The 23,900-nt window shown below is 58.2% G+C and carries 25 protein-coding genes; 6 read left to right on the top strand and 19 right to left on the bottom strand.

The window, feature by feature from the left end; translation table 11 throughout:
• Nucleotides 1-177: 177 nt before the first annotated feature.
• Nucleotides 178-2,049, bottom strand: coding sequence for a PAS domain S-box protein (locus AZH53_RS04300; protein WP_319642302.1), 1,872 nt, complete (start codon nt 2,047-2,049; stop codon nt 178-180).
• 468 nt (nt 2,050-2,517) lie between these two features.
• On the opposite strand from AZH53_RS04300, the gene AZH53_RS04305 reads away from it, so the two are divergent.
• The 4 genes from AZH53_RS04305 to AZH53_RS04320 are packed head-to-tail and all read left to right on the top strand — an operon-like array spanning nt 2,518 to nt 5,511.
• The gene (locus AZH53_RS04305; RefSeq protein ID WP_406600371.1) at nt 2,518-3,219 is read left to right on the top strand and encodes an energy-coupling factor ABC transporter permease; all 702 of its coding nucleotides are present in this window, start codon (nt 2,518-2,520) and stop codon (nt 3,217-3,219) included.
• Nucleotides 3,203-3,514, top strand: coding sequence for an energy-coupling factor ABC transporter substrate-binding protein (locus tag AZH53_RS04310; RefSeq protein ID WP_319642303.1), 312 nt, complete (start codon nt 3,203-3,205; stop codon nt 3,512-3,514). The genes AZH53_RS04305 and AZH53_RS04310 overlap by 17 nt, the downstream gene beginning before the upstream one ends.
• 18 nt (nt 3,515-3,532) lie before the next feature.
• Nucleotides 3,533-4,336, top strand: coding sequence for a cobalt ECF transporter T component CbiQ (gene cbiQ / locus AZH53_RS04315; RefSeq protein ID WP_319642304.1), 804 nt, complete (start codon nt 3,533-3,535; stop codon nt 4,334-4,336).
• Nucleotides 4,333-5,511, top strand: coding sequence for an energy-coupling factor ABC transporter ATP-binding protein (locus tag AZH53_RS04320; RefSeq protein ID WP_319642305.1), 1,179 nt, complete (start codon nt 4,333-4,335; stop codon nt 5,509-5,511). The genes cbiQ and AZH53_RS04320 overlap by 4 nt, the downstream gene beginning before the upstream one ends.
• A gap of 143 nt (nt 5,512-5,654) precedes the next feature.
• On the opposite strand, the gene AZH53_RS04325 is transcribed toward AZH53_RS04320, so the two are convergent.
• The 11 genes from AZH53_RS04325 to AZH53_RS04375 all read right to left on the bottom strand — a co-directional run bounded on the left by AZH53_RS04325 (nt 5,655) and on the right by AZH53_RS04375 (nt 15,005).
• Nucleotides 5,655-6,236 carry a cobalt-precorrin-7 (C(5))-methyltransferase gene (locus AZH53_RS04325; RefSeq protein WP_319642306.1) on the bottom strand — a complete coding sequence of 194 codons (582 nt, stop codon included), beginning with the start codon at nt 6,234-6,236 and terminating at the stop codon, nt 5,655-5,657.
• Nucleotides 6,233-7,186 carry a cobalt-precorrin-5B (C(1))-methyltransferase gene (locus tag AZH53_RS04330; protein ID WP_319642307.1) on the bottom strand — a complete coding sequence of 318 codons (954 nt, stop codon included), beginning with the start codon at nt 7,184-7,186 and terminating at the stop codon, nt 6,233-6,235. The genes AZH53_RS04325 and AZH53_RS04330 overlap by 4 nt, the downstream gene beginning before the upstream one ends.
• A 59-nt stretch (nt 7,187-7,245) precedes the next feature.
• Nucleotides 7,246-7,878 carry a precorrin-8X methylmutase gene (locus tag AZH53_RS04335; RefSeq protein WP_319642308.1) on the bottom strand — a complete coding sequence of 211 codons (633 nt, stop codon included), beginning with the start codon at nt 7,876-7,878 and terminating at the stop codon, nt 7,246-7,248.
• A complete protein-coding gene (cobJ, locus tag AZH53_RS04340; protein ID WP_319642309.1) occupies nt 7,856-8,632 on the bottom strand; it encodes a precorrin-3B C(17)-methyltransferase in 777 nt (258 codons plus the stop codon). The genes AZH53_RS04335 and cobJ overlap by 23 nt, the downstream gene beginning before the upstream one ends.
• Nucleotides 8,616-9,491, bottom strand: a complete 876-nt coding sequence (cbiG, locus tag AZH53_RS04345) for a cobalt-precorrin 5A hydrolase (RefSeq protein WP_319642310.1) — start codon at nt 9,489-9,491, stop codon at nt 8,616-8,618. Before cbiG ends, cobJ begins: the two co-directional genes overlap by 17 nt.
• A complete protein-coding gene (locus tag AZH53_RS04350; protein WP_319642311.1) occupies nt 9,488-10,204 on the bottom strand; it encodes a cobalt-precorrin-4/precorrin-4 C(11)-methyltransferase in 717 nt (238 codons plus the stop codon). The genes cbiG and AZH53_RS04350 overlap by 4 nt, the downstream gene beginning before the upstream one ends.
• Before the next feature lie 5 nt (nt 10,205-10,209).
• Entirely contained in the window at nt 10,210-10,818 is a 609-nt protein-coding gene (locus AZH53_RS04355; protein ID WP_319642312.1) for a cobalt-factor II C(20)-methyltransferase, read from the bottom strand.
• Complete coding sequence (gene cbiT, locus AZH53_RS04360) at nt 10,819-11,346, bottom strand: precorrin-6Y C5,15-methyltransferase (decarboxylating) subunit CbiT (protein ID WP_319642313.1); 528 nt, start codon at nt 11,344-11,346, stop codon at nt 10,819-10,821.
• A gap of 320 nt (nt 11,347-11,666) precedes the next feature.
• The gene (locus AZH53_RS04365; RefSeq protein WP_319642314.1) at nt 11,667-12,992 is read right to left on the bottom strand and encodes a cobyrinate a,c-diamide synthase; all 1,326 of its coding nucleotides are present in this window, start codon (nt 12,990-12,992) and stop codon (nt 11,667-11,669) included.
• Nucleotides 12,993-13,204: 212 nt separating this feature from the next.
• The gene (locus AZH53_RS04370; protein ID WP_319642315.1) at nt 13,205-14,005 is read right to left on the bottom strand and encodes a hypothetical protein; all 801 of its coding nucleotides are present in this window, start codon (nt 14,003-14,005) and stop codon (nt 13,205-13,207) included.
• A 139-nt stretch (nt 14,006-14,144) separates the two neighbouring features.
• On the bottom strand, nt 14,145-15,005 hold the full coding sequence (locus AZH53_RS04375) for a DUF6544 family protein (protein ID WP_319642316.1): 861 nt from the start codon (nt 15,003-15,005) through the stop codon (nt 14,145-14,147).
• A 177-nt stretch (nt 15,006-15,182) separates the two neighbouring features.
• Between AZH53_RS04375 and AZH53_RS04380 the strand changes: the two genes are divergently transcribed.
• Entirely contained in the window at nt 15,183-17,258 is a 2,076-nt protein-coding gene (locus AZH53_RS04380; protein ID WP_319642317.1) for a thioredoxin domain-containing protein, read from the top strand.
• 1 nt (nt 17,259) lies between these two features.
• On the opposite strand, the gene AZH53_RS04385 is transcribed toward AZH53_RS04380, so the two are convergent.
• From AZH53_RS04385 to AZH53_RS04410, 6 genes are all read right to left on the bottom strand, one after another.
• A complete protein-coding gene (locus AZH53_RS04385; protein WP_319642318.1) occupies nt 17,260-17,886 on the bottom strand; it encodes a 2'-5' RNA ligase family protein in 627 nt (208 codons plus the stop codon).
• Nucleotides 17,887-17,924: 38 nt separating this feature from the next.
• Nucleotides 17,925-18,455, bottom strand: a complete 531-nt coding sequence (locus AZH53_RS04390; protein ID WP_319642319.1) for a ferredoxin-thioredoxin reductase catalytic domain-containing protein — start codon at nt 18,453-18,455, stop codon at nt 17,925-17,927.
• A gap of 6 nt (nt 18,456-18,461) precedes the next feature.
• Nucleotides 18,462-18,746, bottom strand: a complete 285-nt coding sequence (locus AZH53_RS04395; protein WP_319642320.1) for a glutaredoxin family protein — start codon at nt 18,744-18,746, stop codon at nt 18,462-18,464.
• A 96-nt stretch (nt 18,747-18,842) separates the two neighbouring features.
• Nucleotides 18,843-20,660, bottom strand: coding sequence for a DUF2207 family protein (locus tag AZH53_RS04400; protein ID WP_319642321.1), 1,818 nt, complete (start codon nt 20,658-20,660; stop codon nt 18,843-18,845).
• 11 nt (nt 20,661-20,671) lie between these two features.
• Entirely contained in the window at nt 20,672-21,229 is a 558-nt protein-coding gene (locus tag AZH53_RS04405) for a LemA family protein (protein WP_319642322.1), read from the bottom strand.
• 122 nt (nt 21,230-21,351) lie between these two features.
• Nucleotides 21,352-21,720: a HEAT repeat domain-containing protein gene (locus tag AZH53_RS04410; RefSeq protein ID WP_319642323.1), complete on the bottom strand. Its 369-nt coding sequence runs from the start codon at nt 21,718-21,720 to the stop codon at nt 21,352-21,354.
• A gap of 110 nt (nt 21,721-21,830) precedes the next feature.
• Here AZH53_RS04410 and ftsA point away from each other — a divergent pair, with 110 nt between their 5' ends.
• The gene (ftsA, locus tag AZH53_RS04415) at nt 21,831-23,177 is read left to right on the top strand and encodes a coenzyme F390 synthetase (protein WP_319642324.1); all 1,347 of its coding nucleotides are present in this window, start codon (nt 21,831-21,833) and stop codon (nt 23,175-23,177) included.
• Between the two features lie 15 nt (nt 23,178-23,192).
• Here the strand turns inward: ftsA and AZH53_RS04420 are convergent, their stop codons facing one another.
• Nucleotides 23,193-23,816 carry a hypothetical protein gene (locus AZH53_RS04420; protein ID WP_319642325.1) on the bottom strand — a complete coding sequence of 208 codons (624 nt, stop codon included), beginning with the start codon at nt 23,814-23,816 and terminating at the stop codon, nt 23,193-23,195.
• Nucleotides 23,817-23,900: the final 84 nt, after the last annotated feature.

Genomic DNA, 23,900 nt, shown 5'->3' on the forward strand with positions numbered 1-23,900 from the left:
TGGTACCTCGGTCCGGGGTCTTTGCATTTGAACAACTTCCGGCATCTTTTCTCCCTCCTTATATGCATCACTCACGTGGTCTTCTTAAATAGCAGTTTACGAAGCAGAAGAGCGAGTCGGCTCTGCTGAGCATAGTTTTATTATCCACGTTCGCATGGACCGCCGCCGCTGTACTGCCTATGAGATGCCCGGTATGTCGCCAAACCAGCCAACCAGCCCGAGCCGTTCACCGTCATCATCCCTGAGAAGTGCGAACGTCCCCTGCACGGAAAATGACGAACGGTCCCGCCGGAGCCCGGTGACGACACCCGACCATGGATCCAGTGCCCAATCCATCCCTCCATCTGCCGTCCAGAGCTCCGATGCGTCCATGCCTGCCACATCGTCAAGGGATTCATATCCCCACATCGCAAGAAACGCCGCGTTTACGTATCGCAGATGCCTGTTTGCATCGGCCACCGCAACGGCGCATGGGAGGGAGGCAAGCGCCATATCCATTATTCTCAGCTCTTCGCCGACGGCCTTGAGATCTTCGATGTCATCCAGGAGTATTGATTGCGCCCGCCGCAGTTCGGTGACATCTTCGTAGGTGACGTAGTGACTCTGGTCACAGAAGAGAATAGGCCGGAAGATCACCGTTTTCCTCTCCCCATTTTTGCAGGTCACCTCGTACATCCGGGGACGAACCTGATTTTCCCCCGCTTTATCGACATCCTTCTTCCAGGTGGCGATCACGTCCCTGCGGACAGCTGCATCGGGAAACGCACGGGCAAACCATTCTTTGCCGGTCGGGATGTCGTCGAGGGTATACCCAAACACCTCGATGAATTTGCGGTTTATGAAGGTATAGCGCCCCTCCGCATTGATGATGGCAGCCGGGAAGGGGAAGAGTTCCACCACCTGCCGGAACCGCTGATTGCTTCGGCGCAGCCGTTCCTCCGTCATCCGTTTGGAGATTGCAATCGATGCCTGCCGGATAAAGGATTCGAGCGCATGAACATCCTCGATCTCCTCGTCCGCCGCAAGGAATACTCCGACATCCCCGAGAAGCTGACCCTTCCAGACGAGGAAGGTCATGTAGGCCTTGCCGATATTGCACGTCGTGACAACCTGTTCGCAGACGTCCTCCGGAATCTGTCCGAAGGCGAGGTCATAAAACGAAAATACACCTTTCGCCGGCCGTGCCTCCAGTGGAATCTCACGTACGCCATACTCAATCTCACCAGGATTTTCAAGGAAGGGGGAGAGGAACACCTCGTCGAGTGGAAAGGGCATCCCCACAGGGTCTCGCCCCAGGAGAGAAATCAGCTCTTGACGGAATAGCTCATCCATCACAGAACGGACGAAGAAGGTATTCTTCGCTTCATCATAAGACTGGACAAACACCTTCCCCTCCGGTATGAACTCGATGATGAGTTCGCCAATACGCTGGTACACGTCCGTATCATCCGGGAGGTCGACGAAATCCATCGCAGATTTTGCGAGAAACTCCATGTTTCGCACATATCGTTTCTTCTCGGTGATGTCCTCCAGAACAATCGTCCTTCCCCGCTCCCCGTGGTCGAAGACGGTTGGGACCACCTGCATCTGGTAGAAGAACTCCTCCCCGTCGGGGCGGTACCTCACATCGGTGATATACTGTTCCCGCTCCACCCCCTCGATGAGGGCGAGCGTCTCCGGCGTCGATACGACAGGGAGGGCAACCTCCCTGACGTTCTCGCCAAGAATCTCTTCCTTTTTCCGCCCGGCGATGCTGAGAAAACGATCGTTGATCTGGAGGATATTGCCACAACGGTCGAGAACGACGATGAGGTTGCTGGTAAAACAGAGAAACGCAGACATCGGAACCCTCTGGGCGAGCGAATAGACCTTTGCATTGCCGACGGTGCGCATATCGACCTGTCCTCCCACCCGCAGCACCTCGAGGTGCTTCGAGACGGAGTTGCGGGTCAGCCCCGTATGTTTCGCAATCTCGGTGATGGTCATCCCCCGCGGCCGGAGCCTGAGAGTCCGCAGGATGCGGTTGGACGACCCCTGATCCTCATCCATATTTAAGAAAGCTCTATACCCACCATTCTATAAAACAGTAACATATAGGCAGGAAAATTAACAATAAACGCTGAATTTAGCGCATTTTATAAATCTTTGATGACATTTGACGCGCTGTTTTCGTAGGAAACCACCCATTGCAAAAATATGGGTGGTATAGGCAGAAGGCAATGTTCAAAGGGTCACTATGGCAAAAAATGGGAATCGATACTCCTGAACCACCCTCGCAGGTGATGAAACCCCTCGGAGATCTCTTGCATCGGTACGCCACCTTGCGCAGGTGCATTCCCCGGAGGGTTCAACTTTTTAATCGGGCAGATTATCCTGCGTTTCCAATTTTGATAATATATTCAGCCCATTTGCCTACCGACCAAATAACTAAAATTAAATAGTTTTAATATCAATTCATTTTACTCAAATATATTTGAGTTAGAACAACTGTGTTGGTTTTGATTGCATATGCATATTATGGAAGGTTTTCTGCCCAGTCCTTGGTGGCAGATATGGTGGATTCTGGCACTTCCGTGCCTGATCTATGGATTATTCAAATTGAAGAAAATCATGAATGAAAACCGTGAAGTGCTCCCTCTCCTTGGTGTTGCGGGCGGATTTATCTTTGTTCTCTCCGCACTGAAACTCCCCTCGGTAACCGGCAGTTGTTCGCACCCGACCGGAACGGCACTGTCGGCAATCACCTTCGGGCCGTGGATCACCGCCGTCCTGGGATGTATCGTTCTTCTGTTCCAGTCATTGTTCCTGGCCCATGGCGGTCTGACAACCCTCGGTGCTAACATGTTCTCCATGGCTATCGTCGGGCCATTCGTTGGCTACTATGTCTACAAGGGCCTCGACAAGCTGAATGTGAACTTCTTTATCTGTGTCTTCATCGCGGCATTCCTCTGCGATCTGGTCACCTACTGCGTGACCGCACTTGAACTGGCCCTTGCATTCCCTGCAACTTCCGGAGGGCTCCTCCCGTCATTTGCAGCGTTCCTTGGCGTATTTGCCCTAACACAGGTACCCCTTGCGATCATCGAGGGTCTGGTCTTCGTGGTCATCTTCAAGTACATTGTTATTCTGAAACCCGAACTTCTGGTAAAATTGAATGTGCTCACCGAAGAAAAATGGAAAACAGCAAAGGAGGCATGGAAGAATGAAGTATCTTTTTGAAATCATCACCCTGATTGCAATCATCCTCTTTACCGGGGCATTTCTCTATACGGATACGATTGTTCAGGCTTCCGGCGAAGAAGGCTGGGGAGGAACAGACGGTGTGGGTTCCGAGATGGTTGAAGAACTCGGGTATGAGCCATGGATTGACAATTCGGATTATACCTTCACCCCTCCCTCGGGCGAGATCGAATCGTGCCTCTTTGCCCTGCAGGCAGTAATTGGCGGCCTGTTGATCGGATGGATATTCGGCTCCTGGGCAACAGAGAGACGGATAGAGAAAACTTCAAATTAAACTTTTTTTTGAGATTCGATGAATTACGAGTTGTTTGAAAATATCGCTCAGACAAGCGGGCTTAAGGGTGTACACCCTGCTGTAAAGCTGATTGTGGGGCTGGGATGCATCCTCATCTCCGTCTCCTCAGAAAGTTTTCTCACCCCGTGTATCATCGCCGTTACCATCGGTCTCGTCACGATTGGCCCGGGGCGGATCGATTGCCGGTTTTATCTGAGACTGCTGATGATACCTCTTGGATTTGCCCTTCTTAGTGTGTTTGTCATCTTCTTCATCAGAAACAGCGGAGGGGTGATCTATTGCTGGTCCCCGGCCGGATGGCTGACCCTGACGGTTACCACGGGAAGTGTAAATGAAGGGATGCTCGTATTATCACGAATTTTTGGAGGGATGTGCTCCCTGTTGTTCATATCCCTTACAACACCGGCGACGGAGATCTTCTCCCTTGCGAAAAAATGCCATGTGCCGGGGTTCTTCATTGAACTTGCCATGCACGTGTACCGTTGTATTTTTATCCTCATCGAGCAGGCCGAAATGATCTATCTTGCCCAGGCCATGCGCCTGGGGTACATGAAACGGAAGGGTTCCGTTGCAACATTCGGGTGCATGGCCGGTACCCTGTTCATTCATTCGTGGGAAGCGGGGGAACGAATCATTGAAGCAATGGATTGCAGGTGCTATAATGGAACATACGCGATGCTCGGGGAACAGGGCGTCTTTTTTGGCCCTGCCCTGTATCTGTCGATACTGTATCTTGCATCCCTTCTCGCCCTTTTGATCCTCTCCGGCAATATGCAATTTCTTGGTGGTTTGATCACATGACCTGTATCCTCGAACTGACAGATATTACCTACCGGTATCCAAACGGACCGGCAGCGCTGGACAAGGTCTCCCTGCGACTGATGCAGGGCGAAAAAATCGCTCTCGTCGGACCAAACGGAGCGGGAAAGTCGACGCTCCTGCGTATGCTCAACGGAATGCTCAGACCCGATTCCGGGACCGTCCGGTTTCAGGGAGAACCGGTTTCCTACACGCGCAAAGACCTGAAGACCCTGAGAAGGAAAGTCGGGTTTGTATTCCAGAACCCGGACCACCAGATCATCGCTCCCACCGTATTTCAGGACGTGGCATTCGGGCCGGCAAATCTGGACTATACACCGGAGGAAATGAAACGTGCCGTCGATACCGCCCTATCGTATGTAGGCCTTTCAGCATTCGGGAGACGTCCGCCCCACCAGCTCTCCGGGGGGGAGAAGAAGAAAGTGGCCATGGCAGGCGTGCTTGCAATGGATCCCGATATGCTCGTATTCGATGAACCCACGAGTGCCCTTGACCCGGAAAGCGCCCGCAGCATCATGGATCTGCTGGATGAGCTCCATCAAGCGGGCAAGAGCATCATCATTTCAACCCATGATGTCGAACTCGCCTATACCTGGGCCGACCGGATCATCATCATGCACGATGGGAGGATACTGATCGCGAGCAGGCCGGAGGAAGCATTTTCCGACAAGGGATTGCTGGCGGAGGCTCAATTGTCACAACCCCTTCTCATCGAGCTCTATGAGGCGCTCTGCGAGCTGGAGATGGTGCCGTCGACGAACATGCCCCATTCGGTCCTCGATGTCGTGGCAATGCTTGACACGGACCATCGGCGACCCCGCGGCAGTACTCCCAGAGGATTCATTGTCCTAGCAGATGCCGGCGGTCCTGATACTGAACGGGTGAAACAAACCATAAATGATGAAACGGTAGCGATTGTCGGGGGGATGGGCACTGTTGCAAAGAACATGGCCGCCAGGTGGGGGATATCCCTCACCTACACCCACGGGGTCATTGACAAATGCCTTCTGAAAGCAATTTCAGGACACAACAGCCTCATTCTCACAAACGGAGGAATGATGACCAGAGTTGTCGACCGTGTTGAAGAATTCAATGCAGAAAGTGGGGATTGTGTTGAAGTCGTCCACTTCGATGATTATCTGCACATCAGACAATAATGCGTCATTTGCATTGTTCGCATTCCCACTCACAGTACCACACAACCCAACATCATACCATTCTTTTTTCAAATTGCATTCCGGGATTGGTCCGACCTGCTCTTGTATCGAGGTCGATTCTTCGAATGATGTAAAAACAGGTGCTAAAAATTTCCGACCATGAGCACGAAGAGGCCGGAAACGGGAACGGGCGGCGCATCCGTATCACCAATGGCAATTCTCTCGTCCGGATACCCCAGGCGTTCACCGACGGCAATCCGGCATGTGATATCACCCTCCTGTAGTCGCTGTGCAAGGGCGGGAACCTCAAAGCCGGGGTCTGCGATGACAAACGCAGTCTTCCCCCGGCGGAGTTCATCCTTGATCTCCGCGAGGGCCTTTTCATGGTCGGTCGCATGCGCGTTGACGATCACCGTCTTCGTCATGGGGATCTGCAGTTTCCCACAGACGTACTGGTAGGAGGAGATGCCGGAGATGACATCTCCCCCCAGATACCCGAGCCCCGCGAGCATGGGATCGCCCGTCGAGAGGAGGACCGCATGCTCCGGCAGTTCCCAGAGTGCCGCATAGTCCGTGATGATGCGGACGACACATCCGCTGCCGATGTGCGGTGCCGCCCGTTCTATGGCGCTCTGCGAGCCATAGATCAGCGCCGCATCGCGGATGACGGCGATCGCCCTCTCGGTCAGCATGCCCGGCCCGCAGCCGACACCGACGACCTTCATCGTGAGTCCCCCTGCACATGTCCCTCGCGGTCGATGATGACCACCCGCATGGCAGGCATTCGCCGTGTATAGTCGGCAAGACTCTGTTCCAGAATATGGGGCCATTTCTCTGACATGGTTAACTCCTCCACCGTTGCGTACCCGGTGCCATCGAGGATTCCGGGATTGATATACTTCAAAATAAGCGCAGGAAGGCCGCAGAGGATAGCAGCCCCTCCCGCCGCCTCGATGCCCCGTTCCATGAATTTGCCCACCAGCACCACCTCATGGGCAGGAAAGAGCATCCGTGCATAGCGAAGGCCCACCCGCCCGGTGGTCAGCACCGGCAGGTCCGCTCCTCGGATGCGCTCGAAAACGTCCTCCGACAGGTGGTCGTCCCAAGGCTCGACGAGCCCGGTCGACCCGAGAACGGAGATCCCTCCCTCGACCCCTACCTTCGGGTTGAGCGTCTGTTCTCCGATGGCGGCGCCGTCCGGGATGGTGAGGGCGACCGTCACCCCCGGCAGGTGCAGGTCGCGTGCCGCCTCCTCCACCGCCCCCCTGATCGTCGCCCATGACGGGGGGCTGATCGCGGCGTCGCCGATATCATACCGCGCCGTCCTTCGCACGAACCGACCGATGCCTTCGCCCGGATGCACCTCGATGCCGGATGCCGTCTCCGTCGCCTCCGCACAGAAGAGGAGATTCGCCGTGATATCATCCGTATAGTCGCCGGCATACTTGCGTGCCGACCCGCACCCGTCCCCCCCACAGCCTCGACCTCGCACCGGAGACCGCAGGGGAGCGTGAGGAACACCGACGACACCGGCCCCCGCAGGGAGTGCACCGCCGCCATGCAGGCGGCAGCTGCGGTCGTCCCGGTGGTAAACCCCCTCCGAAGGACGGTGCCGTCCGAGGTGAGAACGGCAAGACCGGCTGTGACCTGCTGCCGGGCATCCGCATCCGTGCATGCCCTCACCCACGCGTCGGGATATTCGTACCCGGTGACGGGATCGCGTATGCTCATGATCTACTGTTGGGTCTCGATGTACATGGTGATGATCTCGTTCATGGCGGCGACCGCGGGCGGCGTCCCGCCGCGTGTCCCCACATTGGAGATGGACGAAACGTCCTTCGTGCGCAGGAGCTCCTTTGACTCCTTCGCATTGACGAACCCGACGGGGGTGCCGATGACGAGAGCCGGGCGGACGCCGTCATCCACCATCCTGCATACCGCAAGAAGCGCCGACGGCGCATTGCCGATGACGATGATCGCGCCTTCTACCGTCTCCCGCAGTGCCTCAAACCCAGCCGAGGCCCGGGTAATCCCATGTTCGCGTGAGATCTCCGCACCGTAATCGAGTGCACAGAGCACTTCGGAATGGTGCTCCGTTTTCCGGACCCCGGTCTGGACCATCCTGATATCCGTGATGACGGGCGCTCCTGCGGCAAGGGCGGCAAGCCCCGCCGCGATCGGCCCGTTTTTGAATGCCATCAGGTCGGCCATGACAAAATCCCCGACCGAAATGGCACATCGCTGGCGGATCCGGTCCTCGGGCGTGTCGTCACCGACCACCTGTCGGGCAAGCGTCCGGCTCGTCATGGATATGCTGTAGCCCTCCTTGGTGTCCGCGCCCGGATCAATATACGTATTTTCGGTCATAACCCCTCGGCGTAATCATCATCTTGCGGTCCCCGGCGGTCCCTATCCGGGACTCCTCTCCACCGATGATCACGATGGAGCGCATATCGACGTAGCTGTCATCCGCAAAGAGCGACTCCAGGGTGAAGAACCGGGCCTCCTGATCGTCCCGGAAGGCGTTTTTGATCACTGTCACCGGCACCTCACCATCCCGGTAGCGGAGCGCCACCGCGAGGGCCTGGGCGAGGTTGTCCGGCCGCCCCCTGCTCTTCGGATTGTAGACCGCGACCGGCACTCCCATCCGGAATGCACAGTCCATCCGGTGTTCAATCACCTCCCACGGCGTAAGGAGGTCCGAGAGCGAGAGCGTGACATAGTCCCCGGAGAGGGGCGAGCCGACAATGGAGGCTGCAGCGGTTGCGGCCGTGACCCCCGGCACCACCTCCCAGTCGATGGTGGCCCCGTCATGCTCGAGCACTTCGAGGACGATGCCTGCCATCCCGTAGACCCCCGGATCGCCGCCGCTCACCATGCAGACGGTCTTCTCCCTCGCAAGCGCAACGCACCTTCGTGCCCGTTCCACCTCCTTGCCCATCGAACTTGTTATGACCTCCTTATCCTCCTTCAGGTCCCCGATCAGGCGGAGATAAAAGTCATTCCCAATGATGATCTCCGATTGGCGGATGGCGTCCTTCGCCCGGCCCGTACACTGGTCATTACTCCCGGGGCCGATGCCCACGATGAAGAGTTTTCCTCTGTTATCTGATGACGGCAACCGTCACTCCTCCGTATGTCTGTTTCTTCATAATGACCTCCTTTCTCTTCGAGAGGGCAAGCGCAGCAGGCTCCGCCACCCCCGGCAGCCCCAGTTTGTCGCTGGCGCGGGATGGGGAAGGCGGTGTTTCTGCCCGGATGAATGCATCATCCACGAAGATCAGGGTGCCGCCAAGCTCGCCGACCGCTGCGATGAGGCCCGCTTCATCCTTCTTGACGTTGGCCGTCGCGTATGCGCAAACATCCTCTCCTGCGATCCCCGTGGCGGCGAAGGCTGCCGTGAACGCATCAATGATTTCTTGCTTCTCCGTCCCCCTCCGGCACCCGACGCCGACGATATAGTCGCCCTTCTTTAGGAGGACGGCAACCCCCGCCGGGGCGATGGCAATCGCCGGGGGCTCGATCAGGTGGACGGCGACTTCGCCTTCGAGGATGGCCGCGTTGACCGCCCGCGTCGAGTCCTTGTTGATCACCGCAAGACCGCGCTCTTCGGCGACACCTTCCACCGACGGCAGCCCCCGGGTCTCGGTTGCCGTCGTGATCACCGGGTGGATCCCCAGCTCTTCGAGGCGTCGTGCCGCCTCGTTGCCCCCGTGGTGGCCCCCAAGGAGGGGGATGGCATACCGGAAGTCGGGACTTACGACCACGAGGCAGGGATCGGTCCACTTGTCGCGCAGGTGGGGCGCCGCCGACCGAACGGCGATGCCCGCCGACATGACCGCGATGATCGTCCGGTAGCTCTCGTACGCCCCGGCAAACGCCTCCTTCGAGTAGAGGACAACGTCGGCGCCCATTTCATCTGCCAGTTCCTTCGCCCGTGCTGCCGTCGGTTCCAGGGTGATGATGATGGTACCCTTCATTCGTAGAGGTGTGAATGGGTGTAGTCCGGCCCCTCAGGGTTCACCACGTCACCGATGATGATGAGTGCGGTCTTCGTGATGCCCGCGGCCCGTGCCTTCCCCGCGATGTCTGCCACCGTCCCTCGCACCACCATCTCGTCCTGCCACGTCGCATGATAGACGACCGCCGCCGGGGTCTCGGGGGGGCACTGCACCTTTTCAAAGATCTCTTCCATGTGTTCCGTGCCGAGAAAGATCACCATGGTCTGCCCGAGCCCGGAAAATTCTGCAATCCGGTCCCGGTCCAGGGTCCTTCCCGCCGGGCGGGTGATGATGACCGATTCCGACACCCCTTTCAGCGTGTACTGGATGCCCAGGGAGGCGGCCGCCCCAAAAAAGGACGAGACACCCGGCACCCGGACGACCTTGACTCCCGCTTTTCGCAGGATATCCCCCTGCTCGATAATCGCCCCGTACAGGGCCGGATCTCCCGAGTGCAGGCGCACGACGGCCTTCCCGTCCCGTGCCGCCGCAATCATGATCTCCGTCATCTCGGCGAGGTGCATGCCCCACGAATCGTATTTTTCCGCCGCGGGGCAGGCCGCGACCAGCTCCGGGTTCACGAGAGACCCGGCGTAGACGAGGACGTCGGCCCTGTCGAGGAGCTCCTTTCCTTTTACCGTGATGAGGCCCGGATCCCCGCATCCGGCCCCGACGATGTATACTGTTGGCATTTCCTTCACTTCCCTGCGTAGAGGATACTGAAGTAGGCGCTCTCTTCCGGGAGGTCGTCGGTGCCGTAGATCCTCTGGCCGTCCATGTACATTCTCTCGGCGAGGAGGAACGTCGAATACCCTGATTTCCTCAGTTCATCCGCAACCTCCTGTGGCCGTCTCACCTTCATTCGGATCTGTGCGGTCAGTTCTGACCCGTCGGTGATCACAATGCCCCCCGAAAGGGCGGTCCCGGTGGCGGAGGCAAAGGCGGTAATCGAGCTGACCCCGGGTATGGAGTGATACTCGATCTCCGGATATACCTCATCCAGAACTGCACAGAGCCTTCCAAATGTGCCATAAAAATTCGGGTCGCCGAGAATGCAGAAGACCGCAAGGCCGTCCCGGGCAACAGGGGCGATGGTGCGGGCATTCTCTTCGATGCACCGTTTAATGTAGTCCTCGTCCGCCGTCATAGGAAAGGAGAGAACGACCGGGTCCGTCCGGTACGGTGCGATGATGTCACGGGCTACTTTTCCCGGCACGAATACCCGGTCCGCAGCCTTGATCAGATTTACTGCCTTTACGGTCAAAAGTTCGGGATCTCCGGGGCCGATGCCAACCGCGACGAGCATCTACCGTTTCACCTCGCCTACGATGACGAAGACCGGATGAATCGGGGTAAACATCATATCCCCCGCCAATTCATGGGAGCGTGACACCTGCACATGGAGTGCTTCTGCAAAGATGCCGAGCTCCTTCATCGTTCCGACCGCCCGACCAACGGTGTCCAGAAGAACAGCATTCACCACGATTCTTCCCCGCACCTTTTCAGCCAGTTGCGAAAGGACAGCCTCTATGTTCCCCGAGCCACCGACGAAGGCGCAGTCCAGTGCATCGATATCATCCAGCACTTCTGCCGCATCTCCATGGATGAGAGCGATGTTCTCCCTGCCGGCTTTGTCTATCTCGCTGCGGGCATACTCGACCGCCTCCGTTCGCCGGTCGATGGCATAGATGCGACTGCACCTTCCGGATGCCTGAATGGCAATCTTTCCCGTGCCGCATCCGATATCGGCCATGACATCCCCATCCCGAATCCCGAGTTTGAAAAGAGACACGGCCATGATCTCGTCCTGTGTTGGTCCGCCCTTGAGCCCCATAATCTAAACATTAGTTGATTTATATCAAATAAAATGATGTTCATTCGATCGGGATGAACGACCCGCACCTGCGGGTAATGACGACGGTACGAACCCATGCGCTGATTTCCATAAGCCGGTGGGAAATGGATCTCATTCATGGACGTCCGCCATTCCGGGTACGACAGCATGGCAGGATAAAAAAGAACACGGTACCAAGGGAGGATCTCTCCCGCGTCCGGCAGCAGGTTCCCGGGAGGCCTGTTCAGGTATGCGACCGTCGCTTCGGTGGAGAACGGTCTGATCTCCTGCCGGATGACACCCGGCCACAAATCCGCCTCTCATGCCCGGTGGACGCGGCGTATCGTCTCCACGAGTCCCGATGCCTGGCGGTCGGTGAAGTAGGCGTGGGTATACCCTGCAAGGACATTGTTCAGGTGGATGCCGTCCTTTCCATCTTCAATACCACTGCCGCGCTCTAGTTCGAGGGCATAGCGCACGTCCGGGGCGACATTGAGTCTGGTATAGTGGAATTCATGCCCCCTGTACGTCGTTCCTGCGGGAAAGAGACAGTCATGCGCCGTGCACCTTGCGTCCACATATCCGAGTGCCTGAAACCGTCCCATCTTCACCGTCTCCGCCGGGATGACCCCGCACATCCGCGTCCGGGTGCCGTCCATCTCGATGCTCTCCGTCAGGTAGGTAAGCCCGCCGCATTCCGCATAGATGGGCATCCCTGCATCCGCAGCCCGCGTGACCGCATCCCTGCAGGGCGCCTGTTCCAGTTCGGCCGTATGAAGTTCGGGATATCCACCGCCGAAGTACAGGGCATCCACCTCGGGCAGGCGATCGGTGAGAGGGCTGAAGAAGACGAGTTCGGCACCCTGCCTTCGCAACCGCTCGAAGTTGTCGGCATAATAGAAGTTGAATGCCGCATCGTAGGCAACCCCGATGCTGATGGAATCCCCGACAGACCCGCTTTCAGCGGCCGGTCGCCGTCCCGACACCCTGCTTGCTCCAATGGCCAGTATGGCGTCGATATCGCAGTTATCTTCCAAAATATCCCTGAATTCTTCTATCGCACTGGATTCATGTGCCATCTGGAGGCCGAGGTGCCTGCTCTCGATGCTTCGTTCCCGCTCCCAGGGGACACACCCGAAGGCAGGTTTGACAAGCGATGCCGAAATCATCTCTCCATGGCGCGGGCTGCCGACACGGTTGAAGATGACGCCGCCGAGGGTCACCTCAGGGTCGAAGGTGGCAAACCCCTTCACCATCGCATTGACACTGCGGGACGCCCCCTTTGCATCGACGACGAGGATGACCGGACACCCGAGAATCTTCGCTACATGGGCGGTGCTGCCGGTATCTTCCCCCTCAAGGCCGTCAAAAAGCCCCATGACACCCTCGATCACGGCAATATCGGCACCGGCAGACGCCCGGGCAAAGGTTGCAATGACGCCGTCCTCGCCCATCATGTACGGGTCGAGGTTGCGCGACCCTCTCCCGCATATCGCCGTATGGTGGGTGGGGTCGATGAAGTCGGGCCCCACCTTGAACGGCTGGACGGTGAGCCCTCGGTTCACCAGAGCAGACATCAGTGCTCCGGCAATCGTGGTCTTGCCGCATCCGCTGTGGGTACCGGCGATGATGATGGCAGGAATCATTGGTATGGAGGTATTGACAGGAAGGATAATTTGTTTACCGTTCCCGTTTTTGCCGGATGACATCCGGGGAACACGCCGGGGGTGCACGATACAAATACGGAGAAACAGCAAAGGACAGGGCTCACATGGGTTTTTGGAAAATGTTCGAATGCAATCGGCACCCAAGGGACTAAGGGACGATAATAATCAGGGAACTGTCCGGGATGGGATGATCAGTACACCCCATCGCCGGTGATGATGACCCCGCGGACAGGATACGTCCCCTCCGCAGGTCCGGTATGTTCGAGGGAGAGCCTTTCCCGGTAGGAATTTCCCTGCCAGCCGAGGACCCACCACTCGTTTCTCCCCTCGAACAGACATGAGATGGAGAGCACGTTCGCACCTGCGGCATCATACGAGAGGACGAAGGGCACCTCAACGAAATATCCGGTACTCCCTTCAGAGAGGTAATAGCCCTCCTCCGTGAGGATACCGGTATCTGCAGTGATGGTCCCGAGAACGGTATACGGCATGAAGAGCGGCTCGGTACCGAGCGGGCTGCGTGTGTCGATGTCATGATCGACCCCCGACAGGTACATATGCATCTCCATCGCGAGGAGAAGCGGCGTCTCCTCCGAAGAACGGTTCGAATAGATATGCGTCGGTTCGGGGAGTTCGGACTCGTTCTGCCCCGGCATGATAGGAATCGGTTCGATCCGGTTCTTGTAGAGCGGTTCGATGCGGTCCGCAGAGATGTTCAGCATCGGAACGCCGCCGACATCGTCGATGGTAAGCGTCACTTGCTCAGGGTCGATATTGGTACAACTGACCATGGAAAGGTTGAGGACCGTTTCGTTTCTCCCGGTCGTCTCGTTGTAATATGCAGGGACGGGAAGAAGAAGCACCACATTTTCGATAGGTTCCGTGGTCGAAATCATCATCTCGTAGCCATAGACCGAATTGTACGATTCTGCTTCCATCCGGGCCATCTGGTACCCCATCACCACCACGAAGGAGAGGACGAGTATCGCCATCAGGGCCAACGCCAATACAAGTATTTTCCCCAGCACCCGCGACCGATTTCCCATGGGAAGGGAGTTGTCCGCTGGTGAGGTAAATATGATCCTTTTTTTCACGCCGGGGGTTCGACCCCCCCATTTTGAGCCGTCCCTCTTAATACCGCGAGAAGACGTCGTACTCCATTTCCGTCACCCGGAGCCGGATATAGGAGAAATCACCCTCGGGAAGATTCCATTCGGCCACAATTTCCATCGGGACGGTGAACCCGTCCTGCTCGCGGTAATCATAAAAATATCCGGTCCACCGGTCGCGACTGTAGGTATCACCGACGGTCCGGTAGCGCTCGTCCGTCGTGACACTGCTGATCCGGCCCGCTTCGTCAAAGGAGAAGACAACCTTTGCCGAACCAGCCCCGTCTGTTATGATCGCCCGTGCATGCAACTCGTCGATGGCTTCCCAGGTGACATATTCATCATTCAGGAAGGCCGTGGGAAACCACGGCATCTCGCCGATATAGCGTTGAAGACTCGACAGGTCCATCTCCGGGCCCTTCGCATCGGCAATGGGAATGGTGGAGAGGGCCTTCACCAGCATATTCCCCTCTCCTCCTGCATATCGGTCCCTGACATCGATCCAAAAGAGGAAGAGGAACCGGGTATTCGCATGCCAGATAAAGCCGGGCGGTTCAGCCGAGAAATACTGTTCGGCCTTGACCGGCATCCATTCACCGTCAGGGTCGGTCCTGAACGCTCCCTCCTGCGTCATCCGGACGAACCGGACGGACTCCGCCTCCCCGGAGATCGCGTATTCCAGATATCGCCGGACCGGCTCCGGGAGATTTGTGGGCTCCCCGGCGTGAAGTGCTGCCGGTTCCCCCTCCTCTGCTTGTGCGGCAAGGTCGGCAACCTCGCGGTCCACGGCCCGGTCAAACGAGATACAGCTCAGCGCCACAACGATACCAAACACGATGACGATGATGCAGGCGATGATCACGACAACACTTAGATGCGACACTTCCTTTCACCCTTCTCAGGTTCTTTTTTGCAGGTGGACCCTGTACAGGACAATTATTTTGGGATATATATAGCATGATGGCTTCCCCTGTGACGTACCCCCCTTTCGGCACGTTCCAGCGAGTTCACCCGGAGCAATTCTTATCATCCGGCAGGTCTATTCACGTTTCGATGGCGTATGTCGGAAGAAAAATTCACCAACCGTCTCATTGACGAAAAGAGCCCGTACCTCAGGATGCATGCACACAATCCCGTCGACTGGTACCCGTGGGGAGAGGAGGCGTTTGCCCGGGCAACAGCAGAAGATCTCCCCATCTTCCTCTCCATCGGTTACGCCGCCTGCCACTGGTGCCATGTGATGGAGAAGGAGTCCTTCAGCGATGCTGAAGTCGCCGCTCTCCTGAACCGGCACTTTATCGCGGTCAAGGTCGACCGGGAGGAACGCCCCGACATCGACGCCCTCTATATGATCTACGCTCAGGCACTCTCTGCCAATCCCGGCTGGCCGCTGACCGTCGTCATGACCCCCGACAAAAAACCGTTCTTTGCAACGAGCTATGTCCCTAAATACAGCAAATTCGGAAGGAAGGGTCTCATGGACATCCTCCCTGAGATCGACCGTTCCTGGAAGGAGAGAAAAGAGACGGTGATAGACTCCTCCGAACGGCTGCATGACGCCATCGAAACGCTGATGACGGGTGGGGTAAAAGGCCGCCTCGACGAGGAGGCGGTGCACGGTGCCTATCATGCCCTGAAGGAGAGTTTTGATCCCACCTTCGGGGGATTCGGACACGCACCAAAATTCCCCATGCCGCACACACTGCTCTTCCTGCTCCGCTACTGGTATCGGTATGGCGAGGACGACGCCCTCTTCATGGCGGAGAAGACCCTTGACTCGATCTTCTTCGGCGGTATCCATGACCATATCGGGGGAGGGTTCCATCGGTACTCGACCGACCGGGAATGGCTGGTGCCGCACTTCGAAAAGATGCTCTACGATCAGGCCCTCCTCCTCATCGCGTACACCGAGGCGTGGCAGGCGACGAAGCGACCCCTGTACGAGGAGGCCTCCGTGGATATCGTCGCGTACATGCTGCGGGAACTGCGCAGTGAGGAGGGGGCATTCTTCGCCGCCGAGGACGCCGACAGCGAGGGCGGGGAGGGCACATACTACCTTTGGACCGACATGCAGTTCAACCATGTTCTCAAGACAGACGCTGCCCATGCAAAACAGATATTCAACGTCCGGCCTGAAGGCAACTATCTCGATGAGACGACAAAGATGTATAATGGAAAGAACATCCTCTTCCGCACCCATCCGGACCTGCTCCAGGCCTCGAAGACCCTGATCGCGGAGCAGACCGTCGAGTATCTCGCCGCACGCCTCGAAAGCGCCCGCAGGAAACGGATACACCCGCTCGTCGACACAAAGATACTCACCGACTGGAACGGGCTTGCCGTCGCCGCTCTTGCGCGGGCGGGTGCAGTGATGGACCGGAAGGGGTGGGTTGACGATGCCGCGACGGCCTATCACTTCATTGCAACCACGCTTGCCGACACCGACGGCCGTCTCTTCCACCGATACTGCGACGGGGAGGTAGCCATTCCCGGCATGCTTGAGGACTACGCCTTCCTGCTTTGGGGGCTTCTTGAGCTCTATGATGCGACCTTCGAGGCGCGCTACCTTGATCAGGCTGTCACCCTTGCAGACACCACACTTGTGCACTTCGCGGGCGAGGACGGGAGCCTGTACCGGACGGCGGACGACACCGATGCCTTCATCCGTCAGCGGCAGGCCTATGACGGGGCGTTCCCCTCCGGCACCTCGGTGCTCGCCCTCTGCCTGCTTCGCCTTGCCCGGATGACCGCAAACCCGGCCTACGAATCAGCGGCGACCACAGCAATGGAGTGGTATGCGAAGGAACTTCAGACGTCACCGACCGGGTATACCCACCTTCTTTCCGCCCTCATCTTTGCTGCGGCTCCCCCTCTCGATGCGGTCATCATTCCGGGGGCAACGGCGACCGACCAGGATATGATCCGGGCACTGGCGGAGGGGTATACCCCCACCATGACAACAATCCTCCTCGACAGGGACGCCATTATCCGCCACATCGCCCCGCATACTGCTGACATGACAACCGGAGAGACAGAGGGAACCGTGGTCCATCTCTGTACTGTGGGGGGATGCCACACGCCCCTTACCTCGGCGGAGGAGGTCAGGACGGCGCTCAGAAAAAAGAAGGAATGCTGACCTATACACTCCGCTGCCAGAGGATCTCCCGGCATGTGCAGTGGTTGCCAAGGTGACAGACAGCAAGGGACGAGAACCGGGCAGTCTGCGCAACAGCTGCGTCTTCGAGGGACGTCACATCACCGTGCCCAAGGGTAATATGGGGTGAGTAGCGATCGTAGGCCGACTGGTCCGCATAGCCGTTCACGTAATTGCAGGTGAAGGGTGCAATCTCCTCCCCGGCGTCCATTGAGAGGTCGCCGGGAGCACACTCTTCGGCGGGAACGCAGTTCACCTGCGCCATGACACTCCGGTGGAGGATGAGGAGTGGTTCGCTCTTTTCCAGATTGATACCCGAGACGACATCGCCGCTCTCCGTGGTAACGGCGACAGCGCCTGCAATGCGAAGATCCAAAGGAAGGGATGAAAGGGCGAGCCGGTCGAGGGCTGCCGTCAGGGACGGCAGGGTCCGCCGCGGAATGCTCCGCATCGCAAGAGATACATGGGGAAGACACCCCGACGGGTCGAGGACAATCGACCGGTCCCCCGTTTGTTCGATGAGTCGCTGGTTAAGCGCAAGCGCCGCCGCCGCCACCTCCGGGGGCGGGAGCAGCACGACGTCAATTGCTATCGTTTCAAAAAATCCCATAATGACCACATGCGGTATTTTTCTTTCACATTATTTTTTCAGATAAATTTCTCAAACCGGTCCTTCTCGGCCCCGCAGATGGGGCACTTCTCGGGCGGTTCCTCACGGGCGCAGAGGTAGCCGCATACCCGGCACCGGAAGACCGGATATGGAAGGCTGCCGACGACCGGTCCAGCTGCAGCCGGTTTTGCCGCTCCCCGCGGTGCGACCCCTTCTCCGTGGACGACACACTCCGTCGGGGCGGGGCCGCGTCTGTCGGGGATTACCTCGACCGGGCGCTTGCCGCTTGCGACATCGCCCGAGACATACAGGGCACAGTAACAGGTTCCGTACTCTGCGAGGTCGGAATCGCGGTAGTCGCAGGGGCAGATGATATCGAGGTTCACCTCCCGTGGTCCGACGCACAAGCGGCAGGGGCATGACTCGAACCCATACCGCTCCCGGTTGGACAGGAGGCCGTGGACAAGTTCCTTGTCAAAGTCCTCGTCGGGGTTCAGGTAGTAGCCGTTCTCCTCCGCTTCCTTTTTGAGAGCAAGATACCTCCGCTCCACATCAAATCTCGAAATCATGGTATCCTATTTCCCGATTGCGGCCCTGATCTCGTCGAGCCGCTCCCCGATAATCACCGTCTCCTCCTCGCCAATGACTATGGTCGGAAACGACCCGCGGGGGTTGTATTTCTTGACGAGATCATAGGCCTCGTCGAATGCCTCCCCGTGCAGCAGGTCGACCTCGATATAGTCATAGGCAACGCCCAGTTCTCCGAGATACTGCCGGGTCCGCCTGCAATGCCCGCAAGTGCTGAGTGCATAGAGGGTGATGGGTCCCACATTCTCGCCGTCCACATGTATCAATTCCATTGGTCTCCTCTCTCACGCTTCATCGGGTTCAAGGATTAAAACAATTTCGCGGCAGGAAAGGTGGGGAGATGGTGGAGGAAACAGGAGGAGACCGGGTCAGCGCCCACCGGCACCGCCGCCACCAAATCCGCCGCCTCCGCCAAAGCCCCCTCCACCACCGAAGCCTCCGCCACCGCTGGAAGGGGGCGTATAGGCCGCAACCGGAATGAACATGAAATGGACCCCGGAGTAGAGAGGCATCCCCGCCTGACGAATGTCGACATTGAGCGCCCGCATCGCGGCCTCAACCTTGTCGCCGAGGCCGAGCGCCGTCCCGTAGACGAGCCACTCTCCCCACATCGAGATGTCTTCCGGGGCGTATTTTTTGATCTGTGCCGAGTCCGAGAGCATGCGGCCGAAGGCATCCCAGCGGAGCTTCTCTGCATAATAATCATCCTTCCACCGGCCGAAGAGGGTGGTGGGGAAGACCGCCGCAATACCTGCCTGCAGGAGTACGGCGATGCCGAGAGCCGCCGTCTGGACACTCGGGGAGATCGCCTGTGGGGCGATGACCAGAACGAGGATCGCGAGCAGGAGCACGAATCCGCCGAGGAGGGCGACCGGCACCAGCCGGGTGCGGCCTTCCTCGATGTATTTCGGGATGACCGAAGTGTCGACTGATCCCGTCAGTGCCGCAATGGACGTCTGGAGGGAGAGGACCCGCTGCTCGGAGGAGAAGCTACCGGACTTCGCCTGCTCGGCAAGGGCGGAGAATGCCCCCGTGTCGAGAACGCCGTCCGTGCCCGCGTTCCAGAGGAAGTTCAGCACGCGCTGTTCGTAGGCATCGGCGCTCGACTTCTCCAGCACCCGTATCCGGTAGGTGCCGCCTTCCTGTGCATTCGTGATCTCGATCAGCCGTCGTCGATGGAGGTCGAGAAGCGTTGCATAGAAGCCGTTCTCGTCGAAGTCAACCGCATCCCCCTTGAAGATCAGGTTCACCGTCCACGGCTTGAGAGCCGGGTCCGGGACGAAACTCAGGTGTTCGGGCACTGATGCGCCCTTCTCCGTGCCGTGCGTCCGGTAGATACGGTAGAAGACAATCGGCACGGCGAGGACGAGTACCATCGCAACGATGCGAAGCACGCCTGCGAAGAGGAGCGGGAGGGTGTAGAGGAAATTCGCCCGCTCGGTCTGGCCGCGGACATCGTTCATCTTTGTCGGAAATCCGTCGATCTCATCCAGAAACGCCGGGTCGAGAAGCATCTCCACTTCGATTAGTTCGTCCTCGGCGGCACTGCCGGTGATGCGGTACTCCCCGCCGATCTCTTCGATCGTCATCGACGCCGGCCGGACCCAGATGTCCTGCACGTAGGTGGCAGGCAACGTGATCGTCACCTGCCGGTACGGGACGTGGTTCCTGGCGAGCTGGAGATTCAGGTGGGCGACGGTGTCGTCATACTCCACGGGGGGATGGACGATGAAGTCATACGAAACGGCATGACTCCCCGCGGCGAAGTATGCAGGAGTGTACATTCCGACTTCATTTTGTCCCAAAGAACCAATCGTCGCGATATCGGATGGCGTTGCGGGTGTGTCCCCGAAGGTCGTCACCCGGTCGAAGTAGTCGACGGCATACCCCACGACCCCCTCCTCCGGGGTCATGCCCGTGATCTCGACCGACGGCGACCCGATAGGTGCGGTCACCAGCGGGGCGTCCCATGCCCGAAAGAGGAACCGGTACTGTCCGGTGTTCTCCACCGCGTAAACATACTCCTCGGCGAGGGCCCCGTCGTGATGCCATTCGGCGGTATAGGTATCAACGACGAGCGGGCCCCCGCTTCCCGACAGGGAGAACGAAAGGACGCCCGCAACGGCGATGACGGCTATCACCAGTGCCGCGAGGACCACGACGATGATCTGCTGCTTCTCTTCCACGGCCACTCAACTCAAAATTTGATCTCGGGGACTTCTTCGATCTTCTCTTCGAACTTCAGGTATTCGAGTTTCGTGAAGTGGGAAAACGAGGCGACGAAGTTGGAGGGGATGGTGTCGCACATCGTGTTGTACTGTTCGCTGATATTGTTGTAGGTATACCGCTGGCGGGCGATCTCGTCCTCTATGCTCTTTACGGACGCCATCAGATCGGCGACGTTTCCCGATGTCTTGAGGTCGGGATAGTTCTCCACCACGGCAAGGAGGCGGCCGAGAATCGAGCGGGATTCACGTTCGATCTCGTTCAGGTCTCCGGGGCCCGCCTCTGCAACTCCTGCCCGCATCTTCGTGACCCCTTCGAGCGTCTCCTTCTCGAAGGTCGCGTAGCTCTTCACCGCACCGAGAAGCTGGTTGATCATATCAAGACGCTTCTTCATCGCCACCCGGATCTGGCCGAGGGTGGCTTCCGAGGAGTTCTTCAAAGACTGGAACTTGTTGTAGATGCCCACGAACCAGAGCACCAGAACGACAAGGACGAGGAGGACAAGGCCTCCGATGATCCATTCTATCATTGATTCACCTGATGATTCATCAGTCCTTGGAGAAATAAACGTTCTGCAATCGGGGTCTGAGAAGCCGCCGTGGGCGTGACCTTCGGCATTTGCTCCCGTATCCACCCGGCCGGGAGTGCATCTCACAGCCGCATCAGGATGCGCTCGGCAGCCTTCTCCGCGCTGTCGCGGACGGTTTCTACAGGATCACGGGCAAGACGGCGGAGGGCGGGAAGGGCGCGTCGGTCGCCGAGCTCCCCAAGCGCCCATGCCGCCTTGAACCGGACCCGCCAGTCATCGTCATGGACGGCCTCGAGCAGGGGGTCAAGTGCCCGAAGATCTCCCAGCCGTCCGAGACCTTGGGCCGCCCCCCACCGGTAGGATGCCTCCGGGTGGTGCAGGTTTGCCATGTAGTACTCGAACCGCTGCCGGTCGCCCGCCTCGCTCATCTCCCTGTCCCTCGTCACCGGGGATTCGGTCTGTGGGAATGAATACGTTTCGCCTGCGTCCACCGCTCACCCGGACACTCCGCCCATTCCCCGTTTCATCCCCCTTCACCTCTCTTCGGTATGGCGAAACCTATAACTGGGGGCTCTCCGTAAAGGTGGAATAAAGGGAGACGATGCGTTACTACAACCCCGATATCGAGACGATGCCCCGTGAAGACCTCGACGCCCTCATCGACGAACGGGTCCGCTACACAGTGGCCTACGCAGCCGCAAACTCCCCGTTCTACCGGAAATGGTTCGACGACAACCGCATCAACCCGGCGGATGTCAGGGAACACGAAAATCTCCTCGACCTGCCGGTGATATCCGGGGCAACGATACGGGAAAATCAGCCGCCCGTCGCCGACCGCTACCTCTTCAAGAGCGCCCCTTGCGAGGATATATTCACCATCCATGAAACAAGCGGGACGTCAGGGACCCCGAAGGCGTTCTTTCTCATGTGGAACGACTGGCAGCGGTACGCGGCGAAGTACGCGAGGAGCTTCGTTGCGCAGGGCTTTGCAAAAGGCGACCGGGTGGCCGTCTGTGCCAGTTACGGGATGAACGTCGGAGCGAACACGATGACGCTCGCCGCACAAAGCATCGGGTTTACGATCATCCCGGAGGGGAAGTGTACCTTCCCCGTCCGGGTGATGAAACACCTGCAGCCGACCGCCATCGTGGGCTCGGTCTTCAAGCTCTTGCGGCTCGCCCGGCGGATGGAAGAGGAGGGACTCGATCCGCAGGAGAGCTCGATTACGAAACTCATCGTCGGCGGCGAGAGCTTTGCAGAGGAGTCGCGCCGGTACCTTGATGAGGTCTGGGGGGTCCCGTGTTACAACACCTACGGGAGCACGGAGGGGACGATGTGCGGGGAGTGCACCGAGCTGGCGGGACTCCACGTCCCGGAAGACCTCGTGCATATGGACCTCTATAACCCGAAGCTTCAGGATTTCGTGAAAGACGGGGAACAGGGGCGAATTGTCCTGACCACGCTCCTGCCGGTGGGAGAGCGGACCGGCAATCTCCTCATCAACTACGACACCGACGATGTAACGACCGTCCTCACCCGTGAGCAGTGCCCGTGCGGGCGGACGCACATGCGCATCGACAACCCACACCGGGAAGCGGAGACAATCTACATCGCCGATGTCCCGGTCAACCGTGTCGACATCGAAAAGGGCGTCTTCCAGCGGGAGAATATGGAGTATCTCTCCGGCGAGTACGAGGCATTCGTCTACTTCGACCCGGACGAGGGCAGGGCGATTCTCAGGGTGAGCCTCGAGTCGCACGATCCCGACCGATGCAACAGGAACCTTGTCAAGGAGAACTTCATGCAGGCACTCTTTCGGGAGAAACCGGCGCTCGCCCGGCTGCACAGCGAAGGTGAGCTGGAGTTCGTCTACAACTTCTCCAATGAAGGTGACCTCGAACTCTACCGCCTGAAGGGGCGGCCGAAGCGGTTGGTGGACCGGCGATAAGAGATAAAAAAATGGTTATGCAAGGGCAGCGATGCCCGCATAATCGATCTGGTTATTGAATACGGTCATGTATTCGGGTTTTCCGTTCTCGGTACTCACCCAGACGAAGAACCGGTCGTCGATGTTGACGAGCTGGGTGTAGGTGTTCTCCGCCTTGTCATTCATGATCCAGGCGGGGTGGCCCGCGACGGTGGTCGTATAATACTGCATATCCGGCGTCTCGAAAGCTACCATGGTGTCCCACATCTGGGCGTACCCGGCACCCTCGACGTCCCCTACGTCCTGTATGAAGACCGTCACGGTTATGGACGGGTCGGTCTTGAGTTCATACACCGCGTAGGCCTGACTGTACGACTGTCCGTCGAAGGTCAGTGTCCCTGCATCGTCCTCGACCGGTACCCAGTTGTTGGTCATGGTCGGGAGGAATGCCTGAAGCTCAGTATAGTGCACGACCTCGCCGGTTACGCCGCCCACCGGAGGGGCTACATCCCCGCCGGATGCGACGGGCGTTGTGGCTGCCGGGGAGACGGACATATCATCCGTACCGGCGTCGGTACATCCGCACACCCCACATATGGCAACAAGGATAAGGAGCAAAGCAGCGCCCCATCCGAAAATTTTCACGGTAGAATCACTCATAATCACACCATCGGGATGGTATTCATTCATCCGCATAAACACTTTCGAATCATAGGAAATCCCATCTCTTTTTATCCACGGAGC

This window comes from Methanovulcanius yangii (assembly GCF_018687785.1).
GTDB lineage: Archaea > Halobacteriota > Methanomicrobia > Methanomicrobiales > Methanomicrobiaceae > Methanovulcanius > Methanovulcanius yangii.

Excerpts from the sequence above, each read along its gene's own strand:
- AZH53_RS04300 (WP_319642302.1), bottom strand. The coding sequence starts at position 2,049 with ATGGATGAGGATCAGGGGTCGTCCAACCGCATCCTGCGGACTCTCAGG.
- AZH53_RS04305 (WP_406600371.1), top strand. The coding sequence starts at position 2,518 with ATGGAAGGTTTTCTGCCCAGTCCTTGGTGGCAGATATGGTGGATTCTG.
- AZH53_RS04310 (WP_319642303.1), top strand. The coding sequence starts at position 3,203 with ATGAAGTATCTTTTTGAAATCATCACCCTGATTGCAATCATCCTCTTT.
- cbiQ (WP_319642304.1), top strand. The coding sequence starts at position 3,533 with ATGAATTACGAGTTGTTTGAAAATATCGCTCAGACAAGCGGGCTTAAG.
- AZH53_RS04320 (WP_319642305.1), top strand. The coding sequence starts at position 4,333 with ATGACCTGTATCCTCGAACTGACAGATATTACCTACCGGTATCCAAAC.
- AZH53_RS04325 (WP_319642306.1), bottom strand. The coding sequence starts at position 6,236 with ATGAAGGTCGTCGGTGTCGGCTGCGGGCCGGGCATGCTGACCGAGAGG.
- AZH53_RS04330 (WP_319642307.1), bottom strand. The coding sequence starts at position 7,186 with ATGCACGGATGCGGATGCCCGGCAGCAGGTCACAGCCGGTCTTGCCGT.
- AZH53_RS04335 (WP_319642308.1), bottom strand. The coding sequence starts at position 7,878 with ATGACCGAAAATACGTATATTGATCCGGGCGCGGACACCAAGGAGGGC.
- cbiG (WP_319642310.1), bottom strand. The coding sequence starts at position 9,491 with ATGAAGGGTACCATCATCATCACCCTGGAACCGACGGCAGCACGGGCG.
- AZH53_RS04350 (WP_319642311.1), bottom strand. The coding sequence starts at position 10,204 with ATGCCAACAGTATACATCGTCGGGGCCGGATGCGGGGATCCGGGCCTC.
- AZH53_RS04355 (WP_319642312.1), bottom strand. The coding sequence starts at position 10,818 with ATGCTCGTCGCGGTTGGCATCGGCCCCGGAGATCCCGAACTTTTGACC.
- cbiT (WP_319642313.1), bottom strand. The coding sequence starts at position 11,346 with ATGGGGCTCAAGGGCGGACCAACACAGGACGAGATCATGGCCGTGTCT.
- AZH53_RS04365 (WP_319642314.1), bottom strand. The coding sequence starts at position 12,992 with ATGATTCCTGCCATCATCATCGCCGGTACCCACAGCGGATGCGGCAAG.
- AZH53_RS04370 (WP_319642315.1), bottom strand. The coding sequence starts at position 14,005 with ATGGCGATACTCGTCCTCTCCTTCGTGGTGGTGATGGGGTACCAGATG.
- AZH53_RS04380 (WP_319642317.1), top strand. The coding sequence starts at position 15,183 with ATGTCGGAAGAAAAATTCACCAACCGTCTCATTGACGAAAAGAGCCCG.
- AZH53_RS04385 (WP_319642318.1), bottom strand. The coding sequence starts at position 17,886 with ATGGGATTTTTTGAAACGATAGCAATTGACGTCGTGCTGCTCCCGCCC.
- AZH53_RS04390 (WP_319642319.1), bottom strand. The coding sequence starts at position 18,455 with ATGATTTCGAGATTTGATGTGGAGCGGAGGTATCTTGCTCTCAAAAAG.
- AZH53_RS04395 (WP_319642320.1), bottom strand. The coding sequence starts at position 18,746 with ATGGAATTGATACATGTGGACGGCGAGAATGTGGGACCCATCACCCTC.
- AZH53_RS04405 (WP_319642322.1), bottom strand. The coding sequence starts at position 21,229 with ATGATAGAATGGATCATCGGAGGCCTTGTCCTCCTCGTCCTTGTCGTT.
- ftsA (WP_319642324.1), top strand. The coding sequence starts at position 21,831 with ATGCGTTACTACAACCCCGATATCGAGACGATGCCCCGTGAAGACCTC.
- AZH53_RS04420 (WP_319642325.1), bottom strand. The coding sequence starts at position 23,816 with ATGAGTGATTCTACCGTGAAAATTTTCGGATGGGGCGCTGCTTTGCTC.